At 75.5% G+C, this 19,032-nt stretch carries 13 protein-coding genes; 5 read left to right on the forward strand and 8 right to left on the reverse strand.

What is annotated here, in order from left to right; translation table 11 throughout:
• Nucleotides 1-94: 94 nt before the first annotated feature.
• From IE251_RS21650 to IE251_RS21670, 5 genes are all read right to left on the reverse strand, one after another.
• Nucleotides 95-2,467 (reverse strand): glycoside hydrolase family 65 protein, encoded by a 2,373-nt coding sequence (locus IE251_RS21650; RefSeq protein WP_189754659.1) that lies wholly within the window; start codon nt 2,465-2,467, stop codon nt 95-97.
• On the reverse strand, nt 2,464-4,569 hold the full coding sequence (locus tag IE251_RS21655; RefSeq protein WP_189754660.1) for a xanthine dehydrogenase family protein molybdopterin-binding subunit: 2,106 nt from the start codon (nt 4,567-4,569) through the stop codon (nt 2,464-2,466). Before IE251_RS21655 ends, IE251_RS21650 begins: the two co-directional genes overlap by 4 nt.
• Before the next feature lie 20 nt (nt 4,570-4,589).
• A complete protein-coding gene (locus IE251_RS21660) occupies nt 4,590-5,585 on the reverse strand; it encodes an FAD binding domain-containing protein (RefSeq protein ID WP_189754661.1) in 996 nt (331 codons plus the stop codon).
• Nucleotides 5,582-6,112 (reverse strand): 2Fe-2S iron-sulfur cluster-binding protein, encoded by a 531-nt coding sequence (locus tag IE251_RS21665; protein ID WP_189754662.1) that lies wholly within the window; start codon nt 6,110-6,112, stop codon nt 5,582-5,584. The genes IE251_RS21660 and IE251_RS21665 overlap by 4 nt, the downstream gene beginning before the upstream one ends.
• A gap of 133 nt (nt 6,113-6,245) precedes the next feature.
• Nucleotides 6,246-8,138: an ABC transporter ATP-binding protein gene (locus IE251_RS21670; protein WP_189754832.1), complete on the reverse strand. Its 1,893-nt coding sequence runs from the start codon at nt 8,136-8,138 to the stop codon at nt 6,246-6,248.
• Nucleotides 8,139-8,234: 96 nt separating this feature from the next.
• Between IE251_RS21670 and IE251_RS21675 the strand changes: the two genes are divergently transcribed.
• A complete protein-coding gene (locus IE251_RS21675; protein ID WP_189754663.1) occupies nt 8,235-9,173 on the forward strand; it encodes a lysylphosphatidylglycerol synthase transmembrane domain-containing protein in 939 nt (312 codons plus the stop codon).
• A 26-nt stretch (nt 9,174-9,199) separates the two neighbouring features.
• Here IE251_RS21675 and IE251_RS21680 read toward each other — a convergent pair whose 3' ends face one another.
• Genes IE251_RS21680 through IE251_RS21690 form a run of 3 tightly spaced genes read right to left on the reverse strand, consistent with a single transcriptional unit; the run spans nt 9,200 to nt 13,259 of the window.
• Nucleotides 9,200-10,432 carry an NAD(P)/FAD-dependent oxidoreductase gene (locus tag IE251_RS21680; protein ID WP_189754664.1) on the reverse strand — a complete coding sequence of 411 codons (1,233 nt, stop codon included), beginning with the start codon at nt 10,430-10,432 and terminating at the stop codon, nt 9,200-9,202.
• Nucleotides 10,429-11,832 carry an FAD-dependent oxidoreductase gene (locus tag IE251_RS21685; RefSeq protein WP_189754665.1) on the reverse strand — a complete coding sequence of 468 codons (1,404 nt, stop codon included), beginning with the start codon at nt 11,830-11,832 and terminating at the stop codon, nt 10,429-10,431. The genes IE251_RS21680 and IE251_RS21685 overlap by 4 nt, the downstream gene beginning before the upstream one ends.
• A complete protein-coding gene (locus IE251_RS21690) occupies nt 11,829-13,259 on the reverse strand; it encodes an FGGY family carbohydrate kinase (RefSeq protein WP_189754666.1) in 1,431 nt (476 codons plus the stop codon). The genes IE251_RS21685 and IE251_RS21690 overlap by 4 nt, the downstream gene beginning before the upstream one ends.
• Nucleotides 13,260-13,612: 353 nt before the next feature.
• On the opposite strand from IE251_RS21690, the gene IE251_RS21695 reads away from it, so the two are divergent.
• The 4 genes from IE251_RS21695 (at nt 13,613) to IE251_RS21710 (ending at nt 19,002) form a co-directional block, all read left to right on the forward strand.
• Entirely contained in the window at nt 13,613-14,599 is a 987-nt protein-coding gene (locus tag IE251_RS21695) for a hypothetical protein (protein WP_189754667.1), read from the forward strand.
• 62 nt (nt 14,600-14,661) lie between these two features.
• Nucleotides 14,662-16,197: an amino acid permease gene (locus IE251_RS21700; RefSeq protein WP_189754668.1), complete on the forward strand. Its 1,536-nt coding sequence runs from the start codon at nt 14,662-14,664 to the stop codon at nt 16,195-16,197.
• Nucleotides 16,198-16,385: 188 nt separating this feature from the next.
• Nucleotides 16,386-17,477 carry a mechanosensitive ion channel family protein gene (locus IE251_RS21705; RefSeq protein ID WP_189754669.1) on the forward strand — a complete coding sequence of 364 codons (1,092 nt, stop codon included), beginning with the start codon at nt 16,386-16,388 and terminating at the stop codon, nt 17,475-17,477.
• A 1,093-nt stretch (nt 17,478-18,570) separates the two neighbouring features.
• A complete protein-coding gene (locus IE251_RS21710) occupies nt 18,571-19,002 on the forward strand; it encodes a DUF4186 domain-containing protein (RefSeq protein ID WP_189754670.1) in 432 nt (143 codons plus the stop codon).
• Nucleotides 19,003-19,032 lie beyond the last annotated feature (30 nt).

Genomic DNA, 19,032 nt, shown 5'->3' on the forward strand with positions numbered 1-19,032 from the left:
CCTGTGCCCCCGGCTGCCGGGCGGCCTGTCGAAACGGTGGCTGGAAATCTACTGCTCCGTCCGGGATTGTCGAGCCGGACGCGCCCGGAGCGGCTCAGTCCGGCAGTACCAGCCGGGCCGTCTCCCCCGGGCCGACCGGCACCACCCGGTCGCGCAGCCGGATGTCGATGGGTGAGCGGTCGGAGGCCGGTACGGCGATCTCCAGCAGGCCGCTGCGCAGCCGCAGCCGTACGCCCCAGTGGCCGTGGTAGCGCAGGGAGAAGCCGTAGGAGGACAGCTCGGGCAGCGGGACGGGGTCCAGGCACAGGCCGCCGCGGGTCTCCAGGCCGGTCAGTCCGCGCTGGACGAGGTCGAGGGTGCCGGCCATCGCGCCGAGGTGGACGCCCTCGCCGGTGGTGCCGCCCTGGAGGTCGGCGATGTCGCCGCGCAGCGCCTCCTGGACGAACCGCCAGGCGTCGGCGCGGCGGGCGCGGGCCAGGATCCAGCCGTGGACCAGGCCGCTGAGGGTGGAGCCGTGGCTGGTGCGGTGCAGATAGTGGTCGACGGTCGCGGTCCAGGTGTGCTCGTCCAGCCGGTGCCCCAGGCTCTGGAACAGGCCGCGCAGTTCGCCGGGCGAGAAGAGGTAGCCGAGCATCAGGACGTCGGCCTGCTTGGACGCCTTGTAGCGGTTGACGGTGTCGCCCTCGGCCTCCAGGATCCGGTCCAGGCGCCGGATGTCGTCGTACCGCTTGCGGTAGCCGTCCCAGTCGAGTTCGGCCAGGTCGGCGTAGCCGTCGAACTGGCTGATCACGCCGTCGTGGAAGGGGATGTGCAGCCGTCGCGAGACCTGCTCCCAGCGGGCGGGCTCGTCCTCGGCGAGGCCGGAGTACTCGGTCAGTTCGCGGCGGCGCGGTTCGGGCAGGCCGGCCAGCAGTTCCAGGGCGCGGCCGAGCACCCAGGCGGCGGTGACATTGGTGTAGGCGTTGTCGTCCAGGCCGGGGCGGGCGGCGCCGGGGTAGGCGTCGTGGTACTCGTCGGGGCCGACCACGCCCCGGATGCGGTAGCGGCCGAGGTGGTCGTCCCAGACGGCCGAGTCCGCCCAGAAGCGGGCGATCTGGAGCAGCATCTCGGCGCCCTCGCCGTGCCGGAAATCGGTGTCGCCGGTCGCCTCGCAGTACTGCCAGATGTTGTACGCCACGGCGGAGCCGACGTGGTGCTGGAGCCGGGAGTGGTCGGGCAGCCAGCGGCCGGAGCGCGGGTTGAGGTGCAGTTGCTGGGTCTCCTCGCGGCCGTCGCTGCCGCTCTGCCAGGGGTAGAGCGCGCCGCGCCGGCCGAGCGCGGTGGCGGCGTGGCAGGCGGCGTCCAGCCGGCGGTGGCGGTAGCGCAGCAGGGCCCGGGAGACCTCGGGCAGGTGCAGGTTCAGGTAGGGCAGGACGAAGAGTTCGTCCCAGAAGACATGGCCCCGGTAGGCCTCGCCGTGCAGTCCCCGGGCGGGTACGCCCACGTCCAGGTCGGCGGTGTGCGGGGAGAGGGTCTGCAGCACGTGGAACAGGTGCAGGCGCAGGATGCTGCCCGCCTCGCCGGGCACGTCGAGCGCGGTGCGCCGCCACAGCTGCTGCCAGGCGGTGCGGTGGGCCTCCAGCAGCGTCTCGAACGGGGGCGCGCCGGCGGTGCGGTCGAGGGCCGCGCACAGCGGGTCGCTGATGGCCGGGTCGCGGGAGGTGTGCAGGGCGACGGTCTTGTCCACGGTGGCGGTCCGGCCGGGCGGCAGGCGCAGCGTCAGCCGCTGCACGGCGCGGCGGTCCTCGGCGGCGTGCTGGACCGGGGCCTGCGCGGTGAGCCGGGCGGCCAGGCCGAAGCCGATGTCGGAGGTGCGGGTGTGGCAGCGCAGCCAGACCGTGCCGGGGGCGGCGGCGCCGGCTTCGACCCGGGTGAGGTGCCGGCCGTCCAGCTCCCGGTAGCGGGCGACGCCGGAGTTGGTGACGCGCCCGTCGAGGGCGGCCTCCACGTCCAGGTCGAGGGGTCCGCCCTCGGCGGTGAACTCGCAGCGCAGCGCGGCGAGATGGGGGTCGGCCAGGTGCACCAGGCGCACCTGCCGGACGAGCAGGCTCGCGCCGCCGCCGAGCGGGTAGCGGGTGCGGCGCTCCAGGGTCCCGGGGTCGAGGTGGAGGACCTGGTGGTGCTCGGTGACGGGGGTGGTGTCCGGGGTGAGCCAGTCGCCGCCGGCCGGCCGGAAGCGCAGGGGCAGCCAGTTGGGGAGGTTGACCATGTCCTCGTTCTCGACCCGGCGCCCGGCGACCTCGGAGGTGAGGCGGTTGTAGCAGCCGGCCGCGTAGGTGCCGGGGTAGTGGATGTCGTCGGCGGTGCACTCGGGCAGCGCGCCGCGGGTGGCGAAGTAGCCGTTGCCGAGGGTGCACAGGGATTCCCGCAGGCGTTCCTCGCCGGGCCGGTAGCCGTCGTACTCCCAGGTGGGCCCGGTCACCGTCACCCCTCGGACAGCAGGCCGGCCAGGATCCGGTCGGGGGTGAGGGGGAGTTCGCGGAAGCGGATGCCGGTGGCGTGGTGGACGGCGTTGCCGAGGGCGGCGGCGGTGCCGACGATGCCGATCTCGCCGATGCCCTTGCTGCCCATGGGGTTGAGGTGGGGGTCGTCCTCCTCGATCCAGTGGGCCTCGATGTCGGGGACGTCGGCGTGCACGGGCACGTGGTAGGAGGCGAGGTCGGCCTCGGGGAAGTCACCGAACGCCGGGTCCAGGGTGCTGTGTTCGGTCAGGGCCATGCCGAGGCCCATGACCATGGCGCCGGTGAACTGGGAGCGGGCGGTGCGGGCGTTGAGGATGCGGCCGGCGGCGTAGACGCCGAGCAGCCGGCGGACCCGGAGCTCGCCGGTGACGGTGTCGACGGCGACCTCGGCGAAGTGGGCGCCGAACGCGTGCTTGGCGTAAGGGCTGTCGGCGTCGGCCTTCCCGGTGGTGTCGGCGCGGGTCTCGATGCCCTCGGCGGGCAGCGGTCCGGGGTGGGCGGCCAGCCGGGAGGCGAGTTCGGCGCAGGCGTCGTGGACGGGCCAGCCCCAGGAGGCGGTGCCCATGGAGCCGCCGGCCAGCCAGGCGTACGGCAGGTCGCTGTGCCCGATCTCGACGCGGACCCGGTCCAGGGGCGCGCCGAGCGTGTCGGCGGCGATCTGGGCGAGGACGGTACGGGCGCCGGTGCCGATGTCGGTGGCGTTGATCCGGATGGTGAAGGTGCCGTCGGGCAGTGCGCGGGCCGCCGCGGCGGACGGCTGGGCGGCGGCCGGGTAGGTGGCCGCGGCCACTCCGGTGCCGGTCAGCCACGGGCCTTCGCGGCGCGTCCCGGGGCGCGGGTCGCGTCCGTCCCAGTCGAAGCGGCGGGCGCCCTCGCGCAGGCAGGCGACGAGGCTGCGGCTGCTGAAGGGTTTGCCGCTGCCGGGCTCCCGGTCGGGTTCGTTGCGCAGGCGCAGCTCCACCGGGTCGATGCCGAGGGCGTCGGCGAGTTCGTCCATGGCCGACTCCAGGGCGTACATGCCGGGTGCCTCGCCGGGGGCGCGCATCCAGGACGGGCTGGGGACGTCGAGCGCGGTCACCCGGTGGGTGCTGAGCAGGGCCGGGGTGGCGTACATGACGCGGGAGGGCAGCGCGGCCTGTTCGACGAACTCGCGCACCCGGCTGGTGTGGGTGGTGACCTCGTGCAGCAGGGCGGTGAGCCGGCCGTCGGGGCGGGCGCCGAGCCGCAGCCGCTGCACGGTGGGGGCGCGGTGGCCGACGGTGGTGGGCAGGTGGCGGCGGGGGTAGGCGACGGTGACGGGGCGGCCGGTGCGGCGGGCGGCCAGGGCGGCGAGGACGACGTCGGGGCGGGGGGTGCCCTTGGAGCCGAAGCCGCCGCCGACGTGTTCGGTGACGGCGGTGACGTGGTCCTCGGGCAGTTCGAACATCCCGGCGAGCACGGACCGCACGGTGCTGCCGCCCTGGCTGGAGGTGTACACGGTGAGCCGGTCGCCGTCCCAGTGGGCGGTGCTGGCGTGCGGTTCCATGGGGTGGTTGTGCAGCGGCGGCACCCGGTAGGTGACGTCGAGGCGGACCTCGGCGGCGGCGTAGGCGGCCGCCGGGTCGCCCTGTTCCAGCCGGCCGGGCTGGCCGCCGGCCTCCTCGGGTTCGTAGGCGTCCGGGTGACCGGGGACGAGGGTGACGTCGTGGGGTTCGGGGGCGTAGTGGACGCGGACCGCGCGGGCGGCGGCGCGTGCCGTCTCCAGGGTGTCGGCGACCGCCAGGGCCACGCACCAGCCGCGGTGCGGCACCTTCGGGTTCTGCAGCAGGGCGAGGGTGTGGTCCTCGGGTTCGGCGAGCCGGGGGGCGTCGCCGGGGGTGAGGACGGCGAGGACGCCGGGCAGGGCGAGGGCCGCGGAGGTGTCGACGGAGGTGACCCGGCCGTGGGCGATCGCGGCGGGCACGGGCCAGGCGTGGGCGCGGCCGGGCAGGGTGTACTCGGCCGCGTAGCGGGCGGCGCCGGTGACCTTCTGGCGTCCTTCGCGGCGCTCGGCGGGGGCACCCAGGGCGGTGCCGGTCGTACCGGTCATGGGGGTCCTCCTCGGTCGGCTCAGGCCGTCGCGGTGGCCGGGGCGAGACGGTTCAGGACGTCCAGGGCGAGGTTGCGGGCGAGGGACACCTTGTAGGCGTTGTCCCGCAGCGGCTCGGCGTGCGCGAGTTCGAGGGCGACGGCTCCTTCGAAGGCGTCCGGTGTGGCGGGGGCGCCGAGCAGGGCGAGTTCGGTGTGCCGGGCCCGCCAGGGGCGGTGGGCGAGCCCGCCGAAGGCGATGCCCACCTGGTCGACGATCCCGTCCGCGACGCGCAGCGCGACGGCGACGGAGGCGAGGGCGAAGGCGTACGACGCCCGGTCCCGGGCCTTGCGGTAGGCGGAGGGCACGCCGGCGGTGGCGGCCGGGAGCAGCACGGCGGTGATCAGTTCGCCGGGGCGGATCCAGGTGTCCCGTTCGGGGTGTTCGCCGGGCAGCCGGTGGAAGTCGGCCACGGGCAGCCGGCGGGTGCCCTCGGGGCCGTACAGCTCCACCTGGGCGTCGAGGGCGGCGAGGGCGACGGCCATGTCGGAGGGGTGGGTGGCGATGCAGCGCGCGGAGTGGCCGAGGACGGCGTGGTCGCGGTGGACGCCGTCGCGGGCGCCGCAGCCGCTGCCCGGTTCCCGCTTGTTGCAGGGCTTGTCCAGGTCCTGGAAGTAGGGGCAGCGGGTGCGCTGGAGGAGGTTGCCGCCGGTGGTGGCGACGTTGCGCAGCTGGGCGGAGGCGCCCGAGAGGAGGGCCTGGGACAGGGCGGGCCAGCGGTCGCGCACGCGCGGGTCGGCGGCGAGGTCGCTGTTGCGGACGGTGGCGCCGGCGCGCAGCGAGCCGTCGGGCAGTTCCTCGATGGTGTCCAGCGGCAGCCGGCCCACGTCGATGAGGACGGTGGGTTGTTCCACGCCGAGTTTGACCAGGTCGACCAGGTTGGTGCCGCCGGCCAGGTAGCGGGCGCCGGGGTGGGCGGCGTAGGCCTCGGCGGCCTCCTGGAGGGTGCCGGGGCGCAGGTATCCGAAGCCGTTCACTCGATCACGTCCTCGATCGCCCCGACGATGCGGGGGTAGGCGCCGCAGCGGCAGAGGTTGCCGCTCATCCGCTCGCGGATCTCGGTCCGGTCCAGCGGGACGGGCCGGCCGGAGGGGGCGGCGGGGTCGGTGACGTGGGAGGGGTGGCCGGCCGCGGCCTCGGCGAGCAGGCCCACGGCGGAGCAGAGCTGGCCGGGGGTGCAGTAGCCGCACTGGAAGGCGTCGCGGTCCAGGAAGGCCCGCTGGAGCGGGTGCGGTTCCTCGCCGTCGCCGCCGAGGCCCTCGACGGTGGTGATCTCGCTGCCGTCGAGGGTGACCGCGAGCAGCAGACAGCTGTTGACGCGGCGGCCGTCGGCCAGCACGGTGCAGGCGCCGCACTGGCCGTGGTCGCAGCCCTTCTTGGAACCGGTGAGGTCCAGGTCCTCACGCAGGAGGTCCAGCAGGACGCGCCGGTTGTCGACGCGCAGGGTGTGGGGTTTGCCGTTGACCCGGAGGGTGACCTCGGAGTGGTGGGATGCGCTGGTCATGGGCGGGGATGACCTTCCGGACGGACGATGCTGCCGTTCCCACCGCGTATCCAGTCGCCCCCGCCTCACACGTCCCGCCGCGTAACCGGTCGCCCCCGCGCCACCCGTCCCGCCGGAGCTGGGCCACTACCGCTCAGCCGGCCGGCGGTGCCATCGCCGCCGCCGGTTCGCCGCGGGTCGCGAACTGGGTCCGGTGCAGCTCGGCGTAGCGTCCCTGGGCCGCCAGCAGCTCGTCGTGGGTGCCGCGCTCCACGATGCGGCCGGACTCCACGACGAGGATCTGGTCGGCGGCGCGGACGGTGGACAGGCGGTGGGCGATGACGACGGCGGTACGGCCCTGGAGCGCCTCGGCGAGCGCCTCCTGCACGGCCGCCTCGGAGGTGTTGTCCAGGTGGGCGGTGGCCTCGTCCAGGATGACCACGCGCTGGCGGGCCAGCAGCAGCCGGGCGATGGTCATGCGCTGGCGTTCGCCGCCGGAGAGCCGGTAGCCGCGCTCGCCGACGACCGTGTCCAGGCCGTCGGGCAGGGCGCGTACGACATCGGTGAGCCGGGCCCGGCCGAGGGCGTCCCACAGCTCCTCGTCGGTGGCGTCGGGGCGGGCCAGCAGCAGGTTGGCGCGGACGGTGTCGTGGAAGAGGTGGCCGTCCTGGGTGACCATGCCGAGGGTGGCGCGCAGCGAGGCGGAGGTGAGGTCGCGGACGTCGACCCCGCCGATACGGACCGCGCCGGAGTCGACGTCGTACAGGCGCGGCAGCAGCTGGGCGATGGTGGACTTGCCGGCGCCGGAGGAGCCGACGAGGGCGACGGTCTGCCCGGGTTCGGCGCGGAAGGAGATGCCGTGCAGCACCTCGGTGCCGCCGCGGGTGTCGAGCGCGGCGACCTCCTCCAGGGAGGCGAGGGAGACCTGGTCGGCGGCCGGGTAGGCGAAGCGGACGGCGTCGAACTCGACGGCGACCGGGCCCTCGGGGACCTCGCGGGCGTCCGGCTTCTCCTCGATGAGGGGCCTCAGGTCCAGCACCTCGAAGACCCGCTCGAAGCTGACGAGCGCGCTCATCACCTCGACCCGGGCCCCGGCGAGCGCGGTCAGCGGGGCGTACAGCCGGGTCAGCAGCAGGGCGAGGGAGACGACCGCGCCGGGCTCCAGGGTGTCGTGCAGGGCGAACCAGCCGCCGAGGCCGTAGACGAGGGCCAGGGCGAGCGCGGAGACCAGGGTGAGGGAGGTGATGAAGACGGACTGGGCGGTGGCGGTGCGGACGCCGATGTCCCGGACCCGGGCGGCGCGGGCGGCGAACTCCGCGGACTCCTGCTCCGGGCGGCCGAACAGCTTGACCAGGGTGGCGCCGGGGGCGGAGAACCGTTCGGTCATCCGGGTGCCCATGGCCGCGTTCAGGGCCGCCGCCTCCCGCTGCATCCGGGCCATCCGGCTGCCCATGCGGCGGGCGGGCAGCACGAACACCGGCAGCAGTACCAGCGCGAGCAGGGTGATCTGCCAGGACAGGGTCAGCATGACGGCGAGCGTGAGCAGCAGCGTGACGAGGTTGCTGACGACGCCGGACAGGGTGTTGGCGAAGGCCCGCTGGGCGCCGATCACGTCGTTGTTGAGCCGGCTGACCAGCGCTCCCGTACGGGTACGTGTGAAGAACGCGACAGGCATGCGCTGCACATGATCGAACACAGCCGTTCTGAGGTCGAGGATGAGTCCCTCCCCGAGCGTCGCCGACAGGCGCCGGCCGAGGATGCCGAGCCCCGCCTCGGCGAGCGCGACGAGCGCGATGAGCAGGGAGAGCCGGATCACTCGGGCGGAGTCGTGCCCCGCCACGATCGCGTCGACGACGCGTCCGGCGAGCACGGGGGTGGCGACGGCGAGCAGCGCGGTCACCACCCCGATCAGCACGAACCGGGCGATGCCGGCGCGGTGCGGGCGGGCGAAGGCGGCGATCCGGCGCAGCGTGGCGCGGGCGAACGGGCGACGCTGGGACTGCGCGTTCATCACGCTGTGCAGCTGCGTCCAGGCGGTGGTCTCCATGCTCATGCCGACGACGGTAGGACCTCAAGCTTCGTTGAGGTCAAGGTCGGCGGTTTTTCACCCGGGGTTCGGACGGCGCGGCCATCCTCGGGTGCCGTGACGATCCCCCGCCGCGTCCCCGTCCGCCGGGTGCTCTGCCTGGTGCCGCTCGCGCTGGTCGCCGTGGCCGCCGTACGGCACCGCGCCCTGCTCGCCGAGGGCTTCGGCCAGCTGCGCACCGCGTCCTGGCCGTGGCTGCTCGTCGCGGCCGGCGCCACCTGTCTGACCTGGGTGGCCGCGGCCGTCACCCGGCAGGGCGCGGTGGTGCAGCCGCTGCCGAAGGGCCGGCTGCTCGCCACCCAGTTCGCGGCGGCCGCCGCCAACCACCTGCTGCCCACGGGGCTCGGCGCGGGCGCCGTGAACCTGCGCTTCATGACCGTGTGCGGAGTGCCGCTCGCCCGGTCCTCGGCCGCGCTCGCCCTGTATCTGCTGGCCGAGTCCGTGGGCCGGCTCGGACTGCTGGCCGCGCTGCTGATCGCCTTCCCGGGCGCGCTGCGGCCCGGGGCACTGCTGCCGGACCACCCGGCGCGGGTGCTGCCGGTCGCCGCGGGCCTGCTGCTCCTGGCGGCCACCGGCCTGGCCCTGGTACGGCCGCTGCGCGCGCGGGTGCGGTCCTTCGTACGGGAGGCCCTGGGCGAGGCGCGGTCGGTGCACGCCCGGCCCGCCCGGGCGCTGGCGCTGTGGGGCGGCTCGCTGGCCTTCCCCGCGCTCCAGGCGGCCGGGCTGGCCGCGGTCGGCCGGGCGCTGGGGCTGCCGGTGCCGCCCGCCCACACGGCGCTCGCCTATCTCGCGGCGACGGTCGCGGTGGCCCTGGTGCCCACCCCCGGCGGGCTCGGTTCCGTGGAGGCGGCGCTGATCGTGGCCCTGGTCGCGGTGGGCGGCCCGGCGGCGCCGGCCACGGCGGTGGTCCTCGCCTACCGGATCATCACCGTGTGGCTGCCGCTGCTGCCGGGGGCGGTGACGCTGGGGGCGCTGGTGCGGCTGAAGGTCATCTGAGGCGCCGGCGGCCGCCGGCGCCCCGCTCAGCCGGTGCTCACCCGCACCGGTCCGCCCCCGGGGTCGACGCGGTCGTGCCAGCGGGCGGTGAGGGTCAGGGTGCGGTGCGGCAGGGCGACTCGGGGGACGGGCCGGGTGCGGTGCAGGAGGCGGCCGTCCTGGTGGACGTACAGGACCGGGCGGGGCGGCGGGGTGCCGGTGCGCAGGAGGTGGTGGTCGGGCCGGGCCCCGGGGGTGACGCGGTTCGGGGTGATCCAGCGCAGCGGCGCGGACACCAGGACGGGCACCCCGGGGTCCGGCCAGGGAGCGCCCGCCAGGTGGTCCAGGACCGCGCGGGCCGCCCGGGCGCCCTCCAGGGCCGCGGTGCGGGCGGGCTCCACGGCGTGCAGCAGGTCGCCCGCGGCGAAGACACCGGGGCGCGAGGTGTGCCAGGCGCCGTCGGCCGCGGGGCCGCGGGTGCCGGGGTCGAGGACGAGGCCGCCGCGCCGGGCCAGTTCGTGGTCGGGTACGAAGTCGCCGGTGAAGACCACGGTGTCGCAGGGCAGGACCGCCGTACGGCCGTCGCGGTGGCGGACCCGGACGCCGGACAGCCGTCCGTGGCCGAGGAGTTCGGTGACCGTGGCGGAGGTCAGCAGGGGGATGCCGTGGTACAGCCGGGCCGCCTGGGCGCGGGCGCGGCCGGTGTGGGCCCGCGGGTCTTCCGTGACCAGGGCGACGACCTCGGTGCCGGCCGCGCGCAGGGTGCCGGCGGCCGCGTAGGAGACGTCCTCGGCGCCGACGACGACCGCGCGGGTGCCGATGTGCTGCCCGAACAGGTGGACGGCCCGCTGGAGTTCGCCGGTGGTGCAGACGCCGGCGGGGCGGGTGCCGGGCACCAGGCGGGCGGCGCGGGGGCGTTCGCGGGCGCCGGTGGCGAGGACGACCGCCCGGGCCCGGACGGTCTCCGGGCCGCCGGGGCCGACGGTGGTGACCACGGGGCCCCCGCGCGCCCAGTCCAGTGCCGTCACCCCGGTGCGCAGGGTGGCGCCGGCCCGTTCGGCGGCCTCGGTGAGCAGCCGGGCGTAGCGGGGGCCGGTGAGCGGGCGGGTCAGGGTGCCGAAGCCGCCGTGGGCGCTGTGCCGGGGCACGCCGCCGGGCTCGGGCTCGCGCTCCAGCACCTCCACCCGCCCGGCGCCGGCCGCGGCCAGCCGTGCGGCGGCGGCGAGCCCGGCGGGACCGGCGCCGACGACGAGGACGTCCACGTGCCGTACGGCGGTCATGACCCCGTTCCCCGTTCGAACAGCTCGCGGACCGCCGCCCCGCAGTAGAAGCCCTGGCAGCGGCCGGCCCCGGCGCGGGTGCGGCGGCGCAGGCCCTCCAGGCCGCGCGGCGGGATGGTACTGGCGAGGGCGTCGCGGATCTCGCCCCGGGAGACGCGCTCGCAGTGGCAGACCAGGGTGCCGTACTCGGGGTCGGCGGCGACCAGGTCGGCCCGCCGGCAGGGCCGGGGGGAGGCCTCGCCGAGGTCGGGCAGGGTCACCGGCTCGGGTTCGCGTACCGGGCCGGGGTCGAGCCCGGCGCCGGCCAGCAGCCCGGTGACGTGGGCGGCGATGGCCATCGAGGCGGTCAGGCCGGTGGAGCGGATGCCGCCGACGGTGACGTACGCCTGCCCGGGGTGGGCGGTGATGCGGTAGTCCTCGTGCCCGGTGGCCGCGCGCAGCCCGGCGTAGACGGCGGTGACCTCCTCCTCCACCAGGGCGGGCAGGATGCGCCGTCCCTTCTCCCGCAGGGTGGCAAGGCCCTCGGCGGTGGATTCGGTGGCGTGTTTGTCGCGCAGGTCCTCGGCGGTGGGGCCGAGCAGGACGTTGCCGTGGACGGTGGGCGCGACCAGGACGCCCTTGCCGAGGGCGGTCGGCACGGGCAGCAGGATGTGCCGCACCAGGGGGCGGGCGAACTTGTCGTAGACCAGGAGCTGGCCGCGGCGCGGGGTGACGGTGAAGTCGTCGTGGCCGAGGGCGCGGTCCAGGGTGTCGGCGTGCAGTCCGGCCGCGTTGACCAGGTGGCGGGCGTACAGGGTGCCCCGGCTGGTGGTCAGCCGGTGTCCGCCGTCCCAGGCCACGTCCCGCACGGCGGTGTTCAGGTGCAGGTCGGTGCCGGCGCGGACCGCCTGGGTGGCGTAGGCCAGGGTGGTCGTCCAGGGGCAGATGACGCTCTCGCCGGGGACGTGCAGGGCGCCGAGCGCGCCGGGGCCGAGGTGCGGCTCACGGGTGTACAGCTCCTCGGGGCCGAGCAGGGCGGTGTCGTGGCAGCCGTTGTCCTCGGCCTTCCGGGCCAGCCGGGGCAGGGCGGCGAGCTGTTCCCCGTCCCAGGCGACCAGCAGGGCGCCGACCCGTTCGACGGGGATGCCGTTCCGGGCGGCGTAGGCGCCGAGCAGGGTGTGGCCCTCGCGGACCAGCCGGGCCTCCAGGGTGCCCGGGGTGGCGTCGAAACCGGTGTGCAGGATCGCGGTGTTGGCCTTGGAGGTGCCCTGGCCGACGTCGTCCTGAGCCTCCACGAGGGCGACGCGCAGCCGGGGGTGGCGGGCGAGTTCGCGGGCGATGGCGCAGCCGACCACGCCGGCGCCGACGATCGCGACGTCGTACGGCGTCCGCGGGAGCGGTCCGGCCGCGGTGACGGTCACGGGCCGAGGAGGGCGGCGACGGCGGCGCGGAACCGGTCGCGTCGTTCGGCGGCCTGGCCGGCCGGGATGCGGGGCTCGTACACGGCGGCGGGTCTCCCGTCGGGCAGGGCGTCCTCGACGCGCAGCCCGGGATCCGCGCCGAGGCGGGCGAGGGCGGCGGCGCCGAGCGCGGTGGCGTCGGGCAGCGCGGACACCTCGACCGGGCGTTGCAGCAGGTCGGCCTGGGTCTGCATGAGCAGCGCCGAGCGGGTGAGGCCGCCGTCGACGCGGAGCGTGTCCAGCGGGGCGCCCAGTTCGCCGGCGGCGGCCTCGGCCAGCTCGGCGACCTGGGCGGCGATGCCCTCGCACAGGGCGCGCACCAGGTGCCCGGCGGTGGTGTCGAGGCCGAGTCCGGTGAGCGAGCCGCGCAGGTCGCCGCGCCACCAGGGGGCGGCGAGCCCGGCGAGGGCGGGGACGAAGGTGACCCCGCCGCTGTCGGGGACGCTGCCGCCGACGGGGTCGAGGTCGGCGGCGGAGGAGAGGACGCCGAGGCCGGTGAGCCAGCGGACGGCGGAGGCGGCCGTGTAGACCTGGCCGTCCAGGCAGTAGCCGGTTTCGCCGGCGAGCCGCCAGGCCACGCAGGAGACCAGGCCGGACGCGCCGCGCCGGGGCCGGTCCCCGGTGTGCGCGAGCAGGAACGCGCCGGTGCCGTAGGTGCACTTGGCGGTGCCGGGGCCGGTGATCCGCTGGGCGAGCAGGGCGGCCTGCTGGTCCACGACCAAGGCGGTGAGCGGGATCTCGGGGCCGAACGCGGTGGTGGTGCCGACCGGGTGGGCGTTGTCGGTGATCTCGGGCAGGCGTTCGCCGGCCAGGCCGAAGAGGTCCAGGGCGCGCGGGGACCACTCGGCGCGGTCCAGGTCGAGCAGCTGGGTGCGGCCGGCGGTGGCGGCGTCGGTGGCGAACGCGCCGGTGAGGCGGTGCACCAGCCAGGCGTCCGAGGTGGTGACGACGCCGTCGCGGGTGAGGTGGCGGCGGATCCAGGCCATCTTGGGCGCGGCGAAGTACGGATCGAGGGGCAGCCCGGTCAGCTGCCGCAACTCCTCGCCGTGGCCGGAGAGTTCCGCGCAGACAGTGTCGGCGCGCCGGTCCTGCCAGACCAGGGCGTCGGTGAGCGGGCGGCCGGTGTCCGGGTCCCAGGCGAGGACGGTCTCGCCCTGGTTGGCGAGGCCGAGGGCGACGACGTCCTCACCGGCCTCGGCGAGCGCGCGCCGGCCGGCCTCGACCACCGAGTCGTACAGCTCGCCCGGGTCCGCCTCGACCAGGCCGCCGGGCAGGTGGCGGGGCCGGACCTCGGCGAAACCGGTGCCGATCACGCCGCGTCCGGGGCAGACGACGAGCGCCTTGGTGCCGGACGTGCCCTGGTCGACGGCGAGCACCGGCCCCGTCATCGCGCGTCCTCCGCTCCGGTCCTGAGGACCACCGCACCGGCCCTGAGGACCACCGCTCCGGCCCTGAAGACCACCGCTCCGGCCCTGAAGATCACCGCGCCAGCCTGCCGTCGCGCGGGCCCGGCGTCAAGCTCTTCCGGCCGGGCGCGGCCCGTCCTCGCCGGTGGCCGGACACGGCGCCGTCCGGCTACCGCCGGGTAGGCCAACTGCCCATAGCCGGTGGTTGACTTGGCAACAATGGATAGGGAGAACGGTCACCTCTATAGTGACCGCCGACCACGCGAGACCACCGCTTCACCGCCCAGGGGAGGGCCGTTGCTACGTCAGGTGCGCCCGCGGCCGGGGGGCGGCTGATGGCCAGGGACGGAGCCCGCCCCTCCTACGACCCCGCCGGCCCCGATCACGCGCTGCGGGCCGCGCTCCAGGAACTGCGCACCGGCCGCTGGATGGCCATGCGCACCCTGCTGGCGGAGACCGCCGGATGGCCGCGCTGGACCCAGCGCACCCAGGTCCTGGCGACGGCCGCGGCCGGCACCGACGTGGTGCGGGCCTGGCTCGCCGAGGAGCCGGACAACGCCCACGCGACGGTGATGCTCGCCCGGGTCGGCGTCGAGCGGGCGCTGCGGGCCCGGCGGGAACGCCACCGGCGCACCCACGAGTTGTGGATCGAGGCGTGGGACGCGGCCCAGACGGCCACCGTGGCCGCGCCCCGGGACCCGGTGCCCTGGGTGTGCCTGCTGGCCCTGGCCCAGCTCGACCCCGAGCAGCGCTGGGAGGAGCACCGGGCCGCCCCGCCGGAGCCGGTGCTGCCGCCGGGCCCCTGGGGGCTGCTGGCCGAGGCGGACCGGCGCGACCCGTTCAACCGCGAGGCCCACCACCGGATGCTGCAGTTCCTGTACGTGCGCGGCGGGTCGGGGCGGCTCACCGAGGCGTCCGGGTACGCGCAGTGGGCGGCGGGCCAGGCACCGCCGGGCTCGGCGCTGCACCTGCTGCCGCTGTACGTACGGGTGGAGCGTTACCGCCGGGACAGCGGGCAGGACGCGGCGCTGGACCTGCACTGGGTGGCGGAGGAGGCGGCCCGGGAGGCACGGCGGGCGCTGGAGTGCTGGTTCGACCGGACGCTGCCCGGGGAGCGCCCGCTGCCGGACCTCAACCATCTGGCCCACGCGCTGTGGGGATCCCTCCGGTTCCGGGACGGGGCGCGGGTGTTCGAGGCGATCGGCCCCTACTTCACCCCGCCGCCCTGGATGTACCGCACCCGGGACCGGGAGCGCGCGGTGGAGGTCTTCACCCAGGCCCGGGACCGCTGCCGGGCCGCCGCGGCGGGCTCCGGTCCCTGAACGCCCGGTGGCAGCAGGTCAGTTCGGCACCGTTCGGCAACCACGATCCGGAGGTCTCCCGCGTGTCCCCCACCCCCGATCCCTCGCCCGTGCCCTCCCCCGGGCTGCCGCAGCAGGACGAGGAGCAGCGCCTGCGCGAACTCGGCTACCGGCCGGTGCTGGCCCGCCGGATGGGCGGCTTCGGCAACTTCGCGATCAGCTTCTCGGTGATCTCGATCCTGTCCGGCTGCATGACCCTGTACGGCTTCGGGCTGAACACCGGCGGCCCGGCCGTGATGCTGTGGGGCTGGGCGGGCGTGGGCCTGTTCGTGCTGTGCGTCGGCCTCGCGCTCGCCGAGGTGACCAGCGCCTATCCGACCTCCGGCGCCCTGTACTACATGGCCGACCGGCTCGGCGGCCGGCGCTGGGGCTGGTACACCGGCTGGCTGAACCTGCTCGGCCTGCTCGGCGCGATCGCCGGCATCGACTACGGCGCGGCCCTGTTCGCCGGGGCGTTCGCCAACCTCCGGTGGGGCTTCACGCCGACGCCCGGCACGACCATGCTGATCTTCTGCGTCATCCTGCTGCTGCACGCGGTGCTGAACCTGTTCGGCGTGCGACTGGTCAGCCTGCTGAACTCGGTCAGCGTGTGGTGGCACCTCGCGGGCGTGGCGCTGATCGTGGGCGCGCTGGTGATCGTCCCGGACCGGCACCGGTCGGCGTCCTTCGTGTTCACCGAGTTCGTCAACGGGACCGGCTGGGACGACCAGGTGTACGTGGCGGCGATCGGCCTGCTGCTCGCGCAGTACACCTTCTCCGGGTACGACGCCTCCGCCCATCTGTCGGAGGAGACCTCGCACGCCTCGGTGGCCGCCTCCCGGGGCATCGTCCGCGCCATCTGGGTGTCCTGGCTCGCGGGCTTCGTACTGCTGGCCGGACTGACCTTCGCCATCCAGGACTACGACGCCACGCGCACCACGGAAACCGGTGTGCCGCCCGCGCAGATCATGCTGGACGGCCTCGGCACCGACGGCGCCAGCGCCCTGCTGCTCGTCGTGATCGTCGCCCAGCTGTTCTGCGGGAACGCCGAAGTAGCCGCGGCCAGCCGGATGGTGTTCGCCTTCAGCCGGGACGGGGCGCTGCCCGGCTCGCACCTGTGGCGCAAGGTGAGCGGACGCACCCAGACCCCGGTCGCCGCCGTGTGGCTGTCGGTGAGCGTGGCGTGCGTGCTCGCGCTGCCGTCGCTGTACTCGGCGACGGCGTACAACGCGGTGACCGCCATCAACGTCATCGGCATCACCCCCGCCTACGCCATCCCCGTCCTGCTGCGGCTGCGCGCGGGCGACCGCTTCCGGCCGGGGCCGTGGCACCTGGGCCGCTGGAGCAGGCCGGTGGGATGGATCGCGGTCGGGTGGGTGGCGTGCGTGACCGTCCTGTTCTGTCTGCCGCAGGCGTCACCGGTCACGGTGGGCACGATGAACTACGCCTCCGTCGCCCTCGCCGTGGTACTGGCCCTCGCCACCGTCTGGTGGTTCGTCGCCCGCCGGTCGTACGGCACGCCCTCGGCCGCCTACGGCAGCGGCCGGGACCAGGCGGATTTCGCGGAGGGCATCGTCTGAGCGGCGGTGCGGCGGGCACCGCTCCCGGTACGGACCGACGTGCGGGATGCGGCAGGATGAACGAACGCGCCGGAGCCCGGAGTTCCGCCGGCCGGCGCGGTCGCACATCCCGGACATCGAGCAGGTGACAACGTGACGAGACTTCACAACCGGCCCCCCGCAGCCGCCGAGCGCCCCGGAGGTGACCGGTGAACCGCACGCTGACCCTGGACGACCTCGTCCTCGCCGGAATCGCCCTGGCGGCGGGCCTGACGCTCGCCTTCATGTCCCGCACCCTGCTGCGCTGGCTGGCCAAGCACGCCAAGCGGACCCGCTGGAGCGGGGACGACGTCATCGTGGACGCGCTGCGCTCGGTCGTGCCGTGGGCGGCCATCGCGGGCGGCGCGGCGGCGGCGACGGCCGTGCTGCCGCTGACCGGAACCGTCCAGCACCACATCGACGAGGTGCTCCAGGTCTGGGTGATCGCCGTGGTGACCTTCTCCGCGGCCCGGGTCGTCGCCGGCCTGGTCCGCTCGGTCACCCAGTCCCGCTCGGGGGTGGCGGGCTCGGCGACCATCTTCGTCAACATCACCCGGGTGCTGGTGCTGGCCATCGGCTTCCTCATCGTCCTGCAGACGCTCGGCATCTCCATAGCGCCGCTGCTCACCGCCCTGGGCGTGGGCGGTCTGGCCGTCGCGCTCGCCCTCCAGGACACGCTCGCCAACCTCTTCGCGGGCATCCACATCCTCGCCTCCAAGACCGTGCAGCCCGGCGACTACATCCGGCTGAGCAGCGGCGAGGAGGGCTACGTCGTCGACATCAACTGGCGCCAGACGACGGTCCGCCAGCTCTCCAACAACCTGGTGGTCATCCCCAACGGCCAGCTCGCCAAGGCCAACATGACCAACTACACCCGGCCCGAGCAGGAGCTGACCGTGCTGGTGCAGGTCGGGGTGAGCTACGACTCCGACCTGGAGCACGTGGAGCGGGTGACGGCCGAGGTGGTCACGGAGGTGATGCGGGACGTCACCGGCGCCGTCCCCGACCACCAGCCGGCGATCCGCTTCCACACCTTCGGCGACTCGCGGATCGGCTTCACGGTGATCCTCGGCGTGGGCGAGTTCAGCGACCAGTACCGGATCAAGCACGAGTTCATCAAGCGCCTCCACCGCCGCTACCGCACCGAGGGCATCCGCATCCCGGCCCCCACCCGCACGGTGGCCCTCCAGCAGGGCTCGGTGACCATCCCGCAGCAGCGCAGCGGCGAGGACGCGGTGTCGGGGGTCCCGGGCGCGGAGTAGGCGGCGGTAGGGGGTTCACGGGGGGGCCGGGCGGGGGTGCGCGGGGAGCCGGGCGGGGGTGCGGAGGCCGGGCGGAGGGCCGTAGGGGGCCGGGTACGGAGGCCCCTCGGGGCGCCGGCCAAGCGGCCCTGGGGGTGGGCTGGAGGGGTCCCTGGCGTGGGCCGGGGCCCGAGGCCCCGGTAGGCCGGACGGAAGGGCGCAGGGCGGACCGAGGCTGCCCGGCGCCCGCAGCGGGCCGGGGCGGAAGCCGCCGGCACAAGGGCCGACGGCCACAGCGGCCCGTGGGGAAGGCCGAGGCCATAGAGAGCCTGGGCCGAAGGCCGCAGAAGGGCGGGGAAGGACCCAGGGCCCGGGTGGCAGGCCGGCGGAAGCCGAGGGCAGGGGGCCGCAGCAGACCGGGCGGAGAGGCGCACGGCCCCGCCAGGACTCCGCCGGGGGCCCGGACGGAAGGGCCCGGGGCCGGGGTGGACGGCCGCCGGGGGCCAAGGGGGAGGCCGCAGCAGGCCGGGCGGAGAGGTCCAGGGACCCGCTGGGAGACCGGGCAGAGAGGCGCACGGCCCCTGCTGGGACGCCGCCGGAAGCCAGGACGGAAGGTCCCGGGCCCCGGGGCCCAGGGCCCGGGTGGCAGGCCAGCGGAAGCCGAGGGCAGGGGGCCGCAGCAGACCGGGCGGAGAGGCGCACGGCCCCGCCAGGACTCCGCCGGGGGCCCGGACGGAAGGGCCCGGGGCCGGGGTGGACGGCCGCCGGGGGCCAAGGGGGAGGCCGCAGCAGGCCGGGCGGAGAGGTCCAGGGACCCGTTGGGAGACCGAGCGGAGAGGCGCACGGCCCCTGCTGGGACACCGCCGGACGCCAGGATGGAAGGTCCCGGGCCCCGGGGTGGACGGCCACTGGCGACCAAGGCCGAAAGCCCGCAGCAGACCGAGCGAAGAAGGACACGTCCCCGCCGGAAAGCCAAGGCGGAAGGGCCCGGGCCCCGGGGTGGACGGCCTCTGCGAGCCACGGTGAGAGGCCGCCGGAAGGCTGGGCCCGAGGGCACCGGGGGCGGGGCGGAGCGCCGGGGGCTGAGGCCGTAGGGGTCGTATGCTCGGAAGGCGTGGTCTCTCCCGCTTTCGACCCCCGTGCGCTCGACCGGCGGCTGGACGCGCTCGCGCGGCAGCCGTTCCGGGCCCGGTTCCGCCTGCGCGGGCGGGAGCTCGCGACCGCCCGGCTGAAGGGGCCGGCGACCCTGCGGTGGCACGCCTACGACCTGATCGCCCGGCGGCTGGCGCCGGCCCGGCCGCACAAGGACGGCAGACAGACCCCCTACCGCGGCCACCCGGTCTTCGTGGCCCAGCACGCGACCGCCACCTGCTGCCGCGGCTGCCTGGAACGCTGGCACGGCATTCTCCGGGGCCGCGAGCTGACCCGAAGCGAACACGTGTACGTGGTGGACGTGATCTGCCGCTGGATCGAGCGGGAGACGGCGGGTCACGGAATTCCCGGGCCGGACCCCTGTCGAGCGGAGGGCGATCACGAGATATCTTGATGTCGAGCAATGTTGCAGACGTGGAGCGGA

The sequence above is a fragment of the Streptomyces eurythermus genome, assembly GCF_014649115.1.
GTDB classification, from domain to species: Bacteria; Actinomycetota; Actinomycetes; order Streptomycetales; family Streptomycetaceae; genus Streptomyces; species Streptomyces eurythermus.

Excerpts from the sequence above, each read along its gene's own strand:
- IE251_RS21695 (WP_189754667.1), top strand. The coding sequence starts at position 13,613 with ATGGCCAGGGACGGAGCCCGCCCCTCCTACGACCCCGCCGGCCCCGAT.
- IE251_RS21690 (WP_189754666.1), bottom strand. The coding sequence starts at position 13,259 with ATGACGGGGCCGGTGCTCGCCGTCGACCAGGGCACGTCCGGCACCAAG.
- IE251_RS21680 (WP_189754664.1), bottom strand. The coding sequence starts at position 10,432 with ATGACCGCCGTACGGCACGTGGACGTCCTCGTCGTCGGCGCCGGTCCC.
- IE251_RS21665 (WP_189754662.1), bottom strand. The coding sequence starts at position 6,112 with ATGACCAGCGCATCCCACCACTCCGAGGTCACCCTCCGGGTCAACGGC.
- IE251_RS21670 (WP_189754832.1), bottom strand. The coding sequence starts at position 8,138 with ATGGAGACCACCGCCTGGACGCAGCTGCACAGCGTGATGAACGCGCAG.
- IE251_RS21655 (WP_189754660.1), bottom strand. The coding sequence starts at position 4,569 with ATGACCGGTACGACCGGCACCGCCCTGGGTGCCCCCGCCGAGCGCCGC.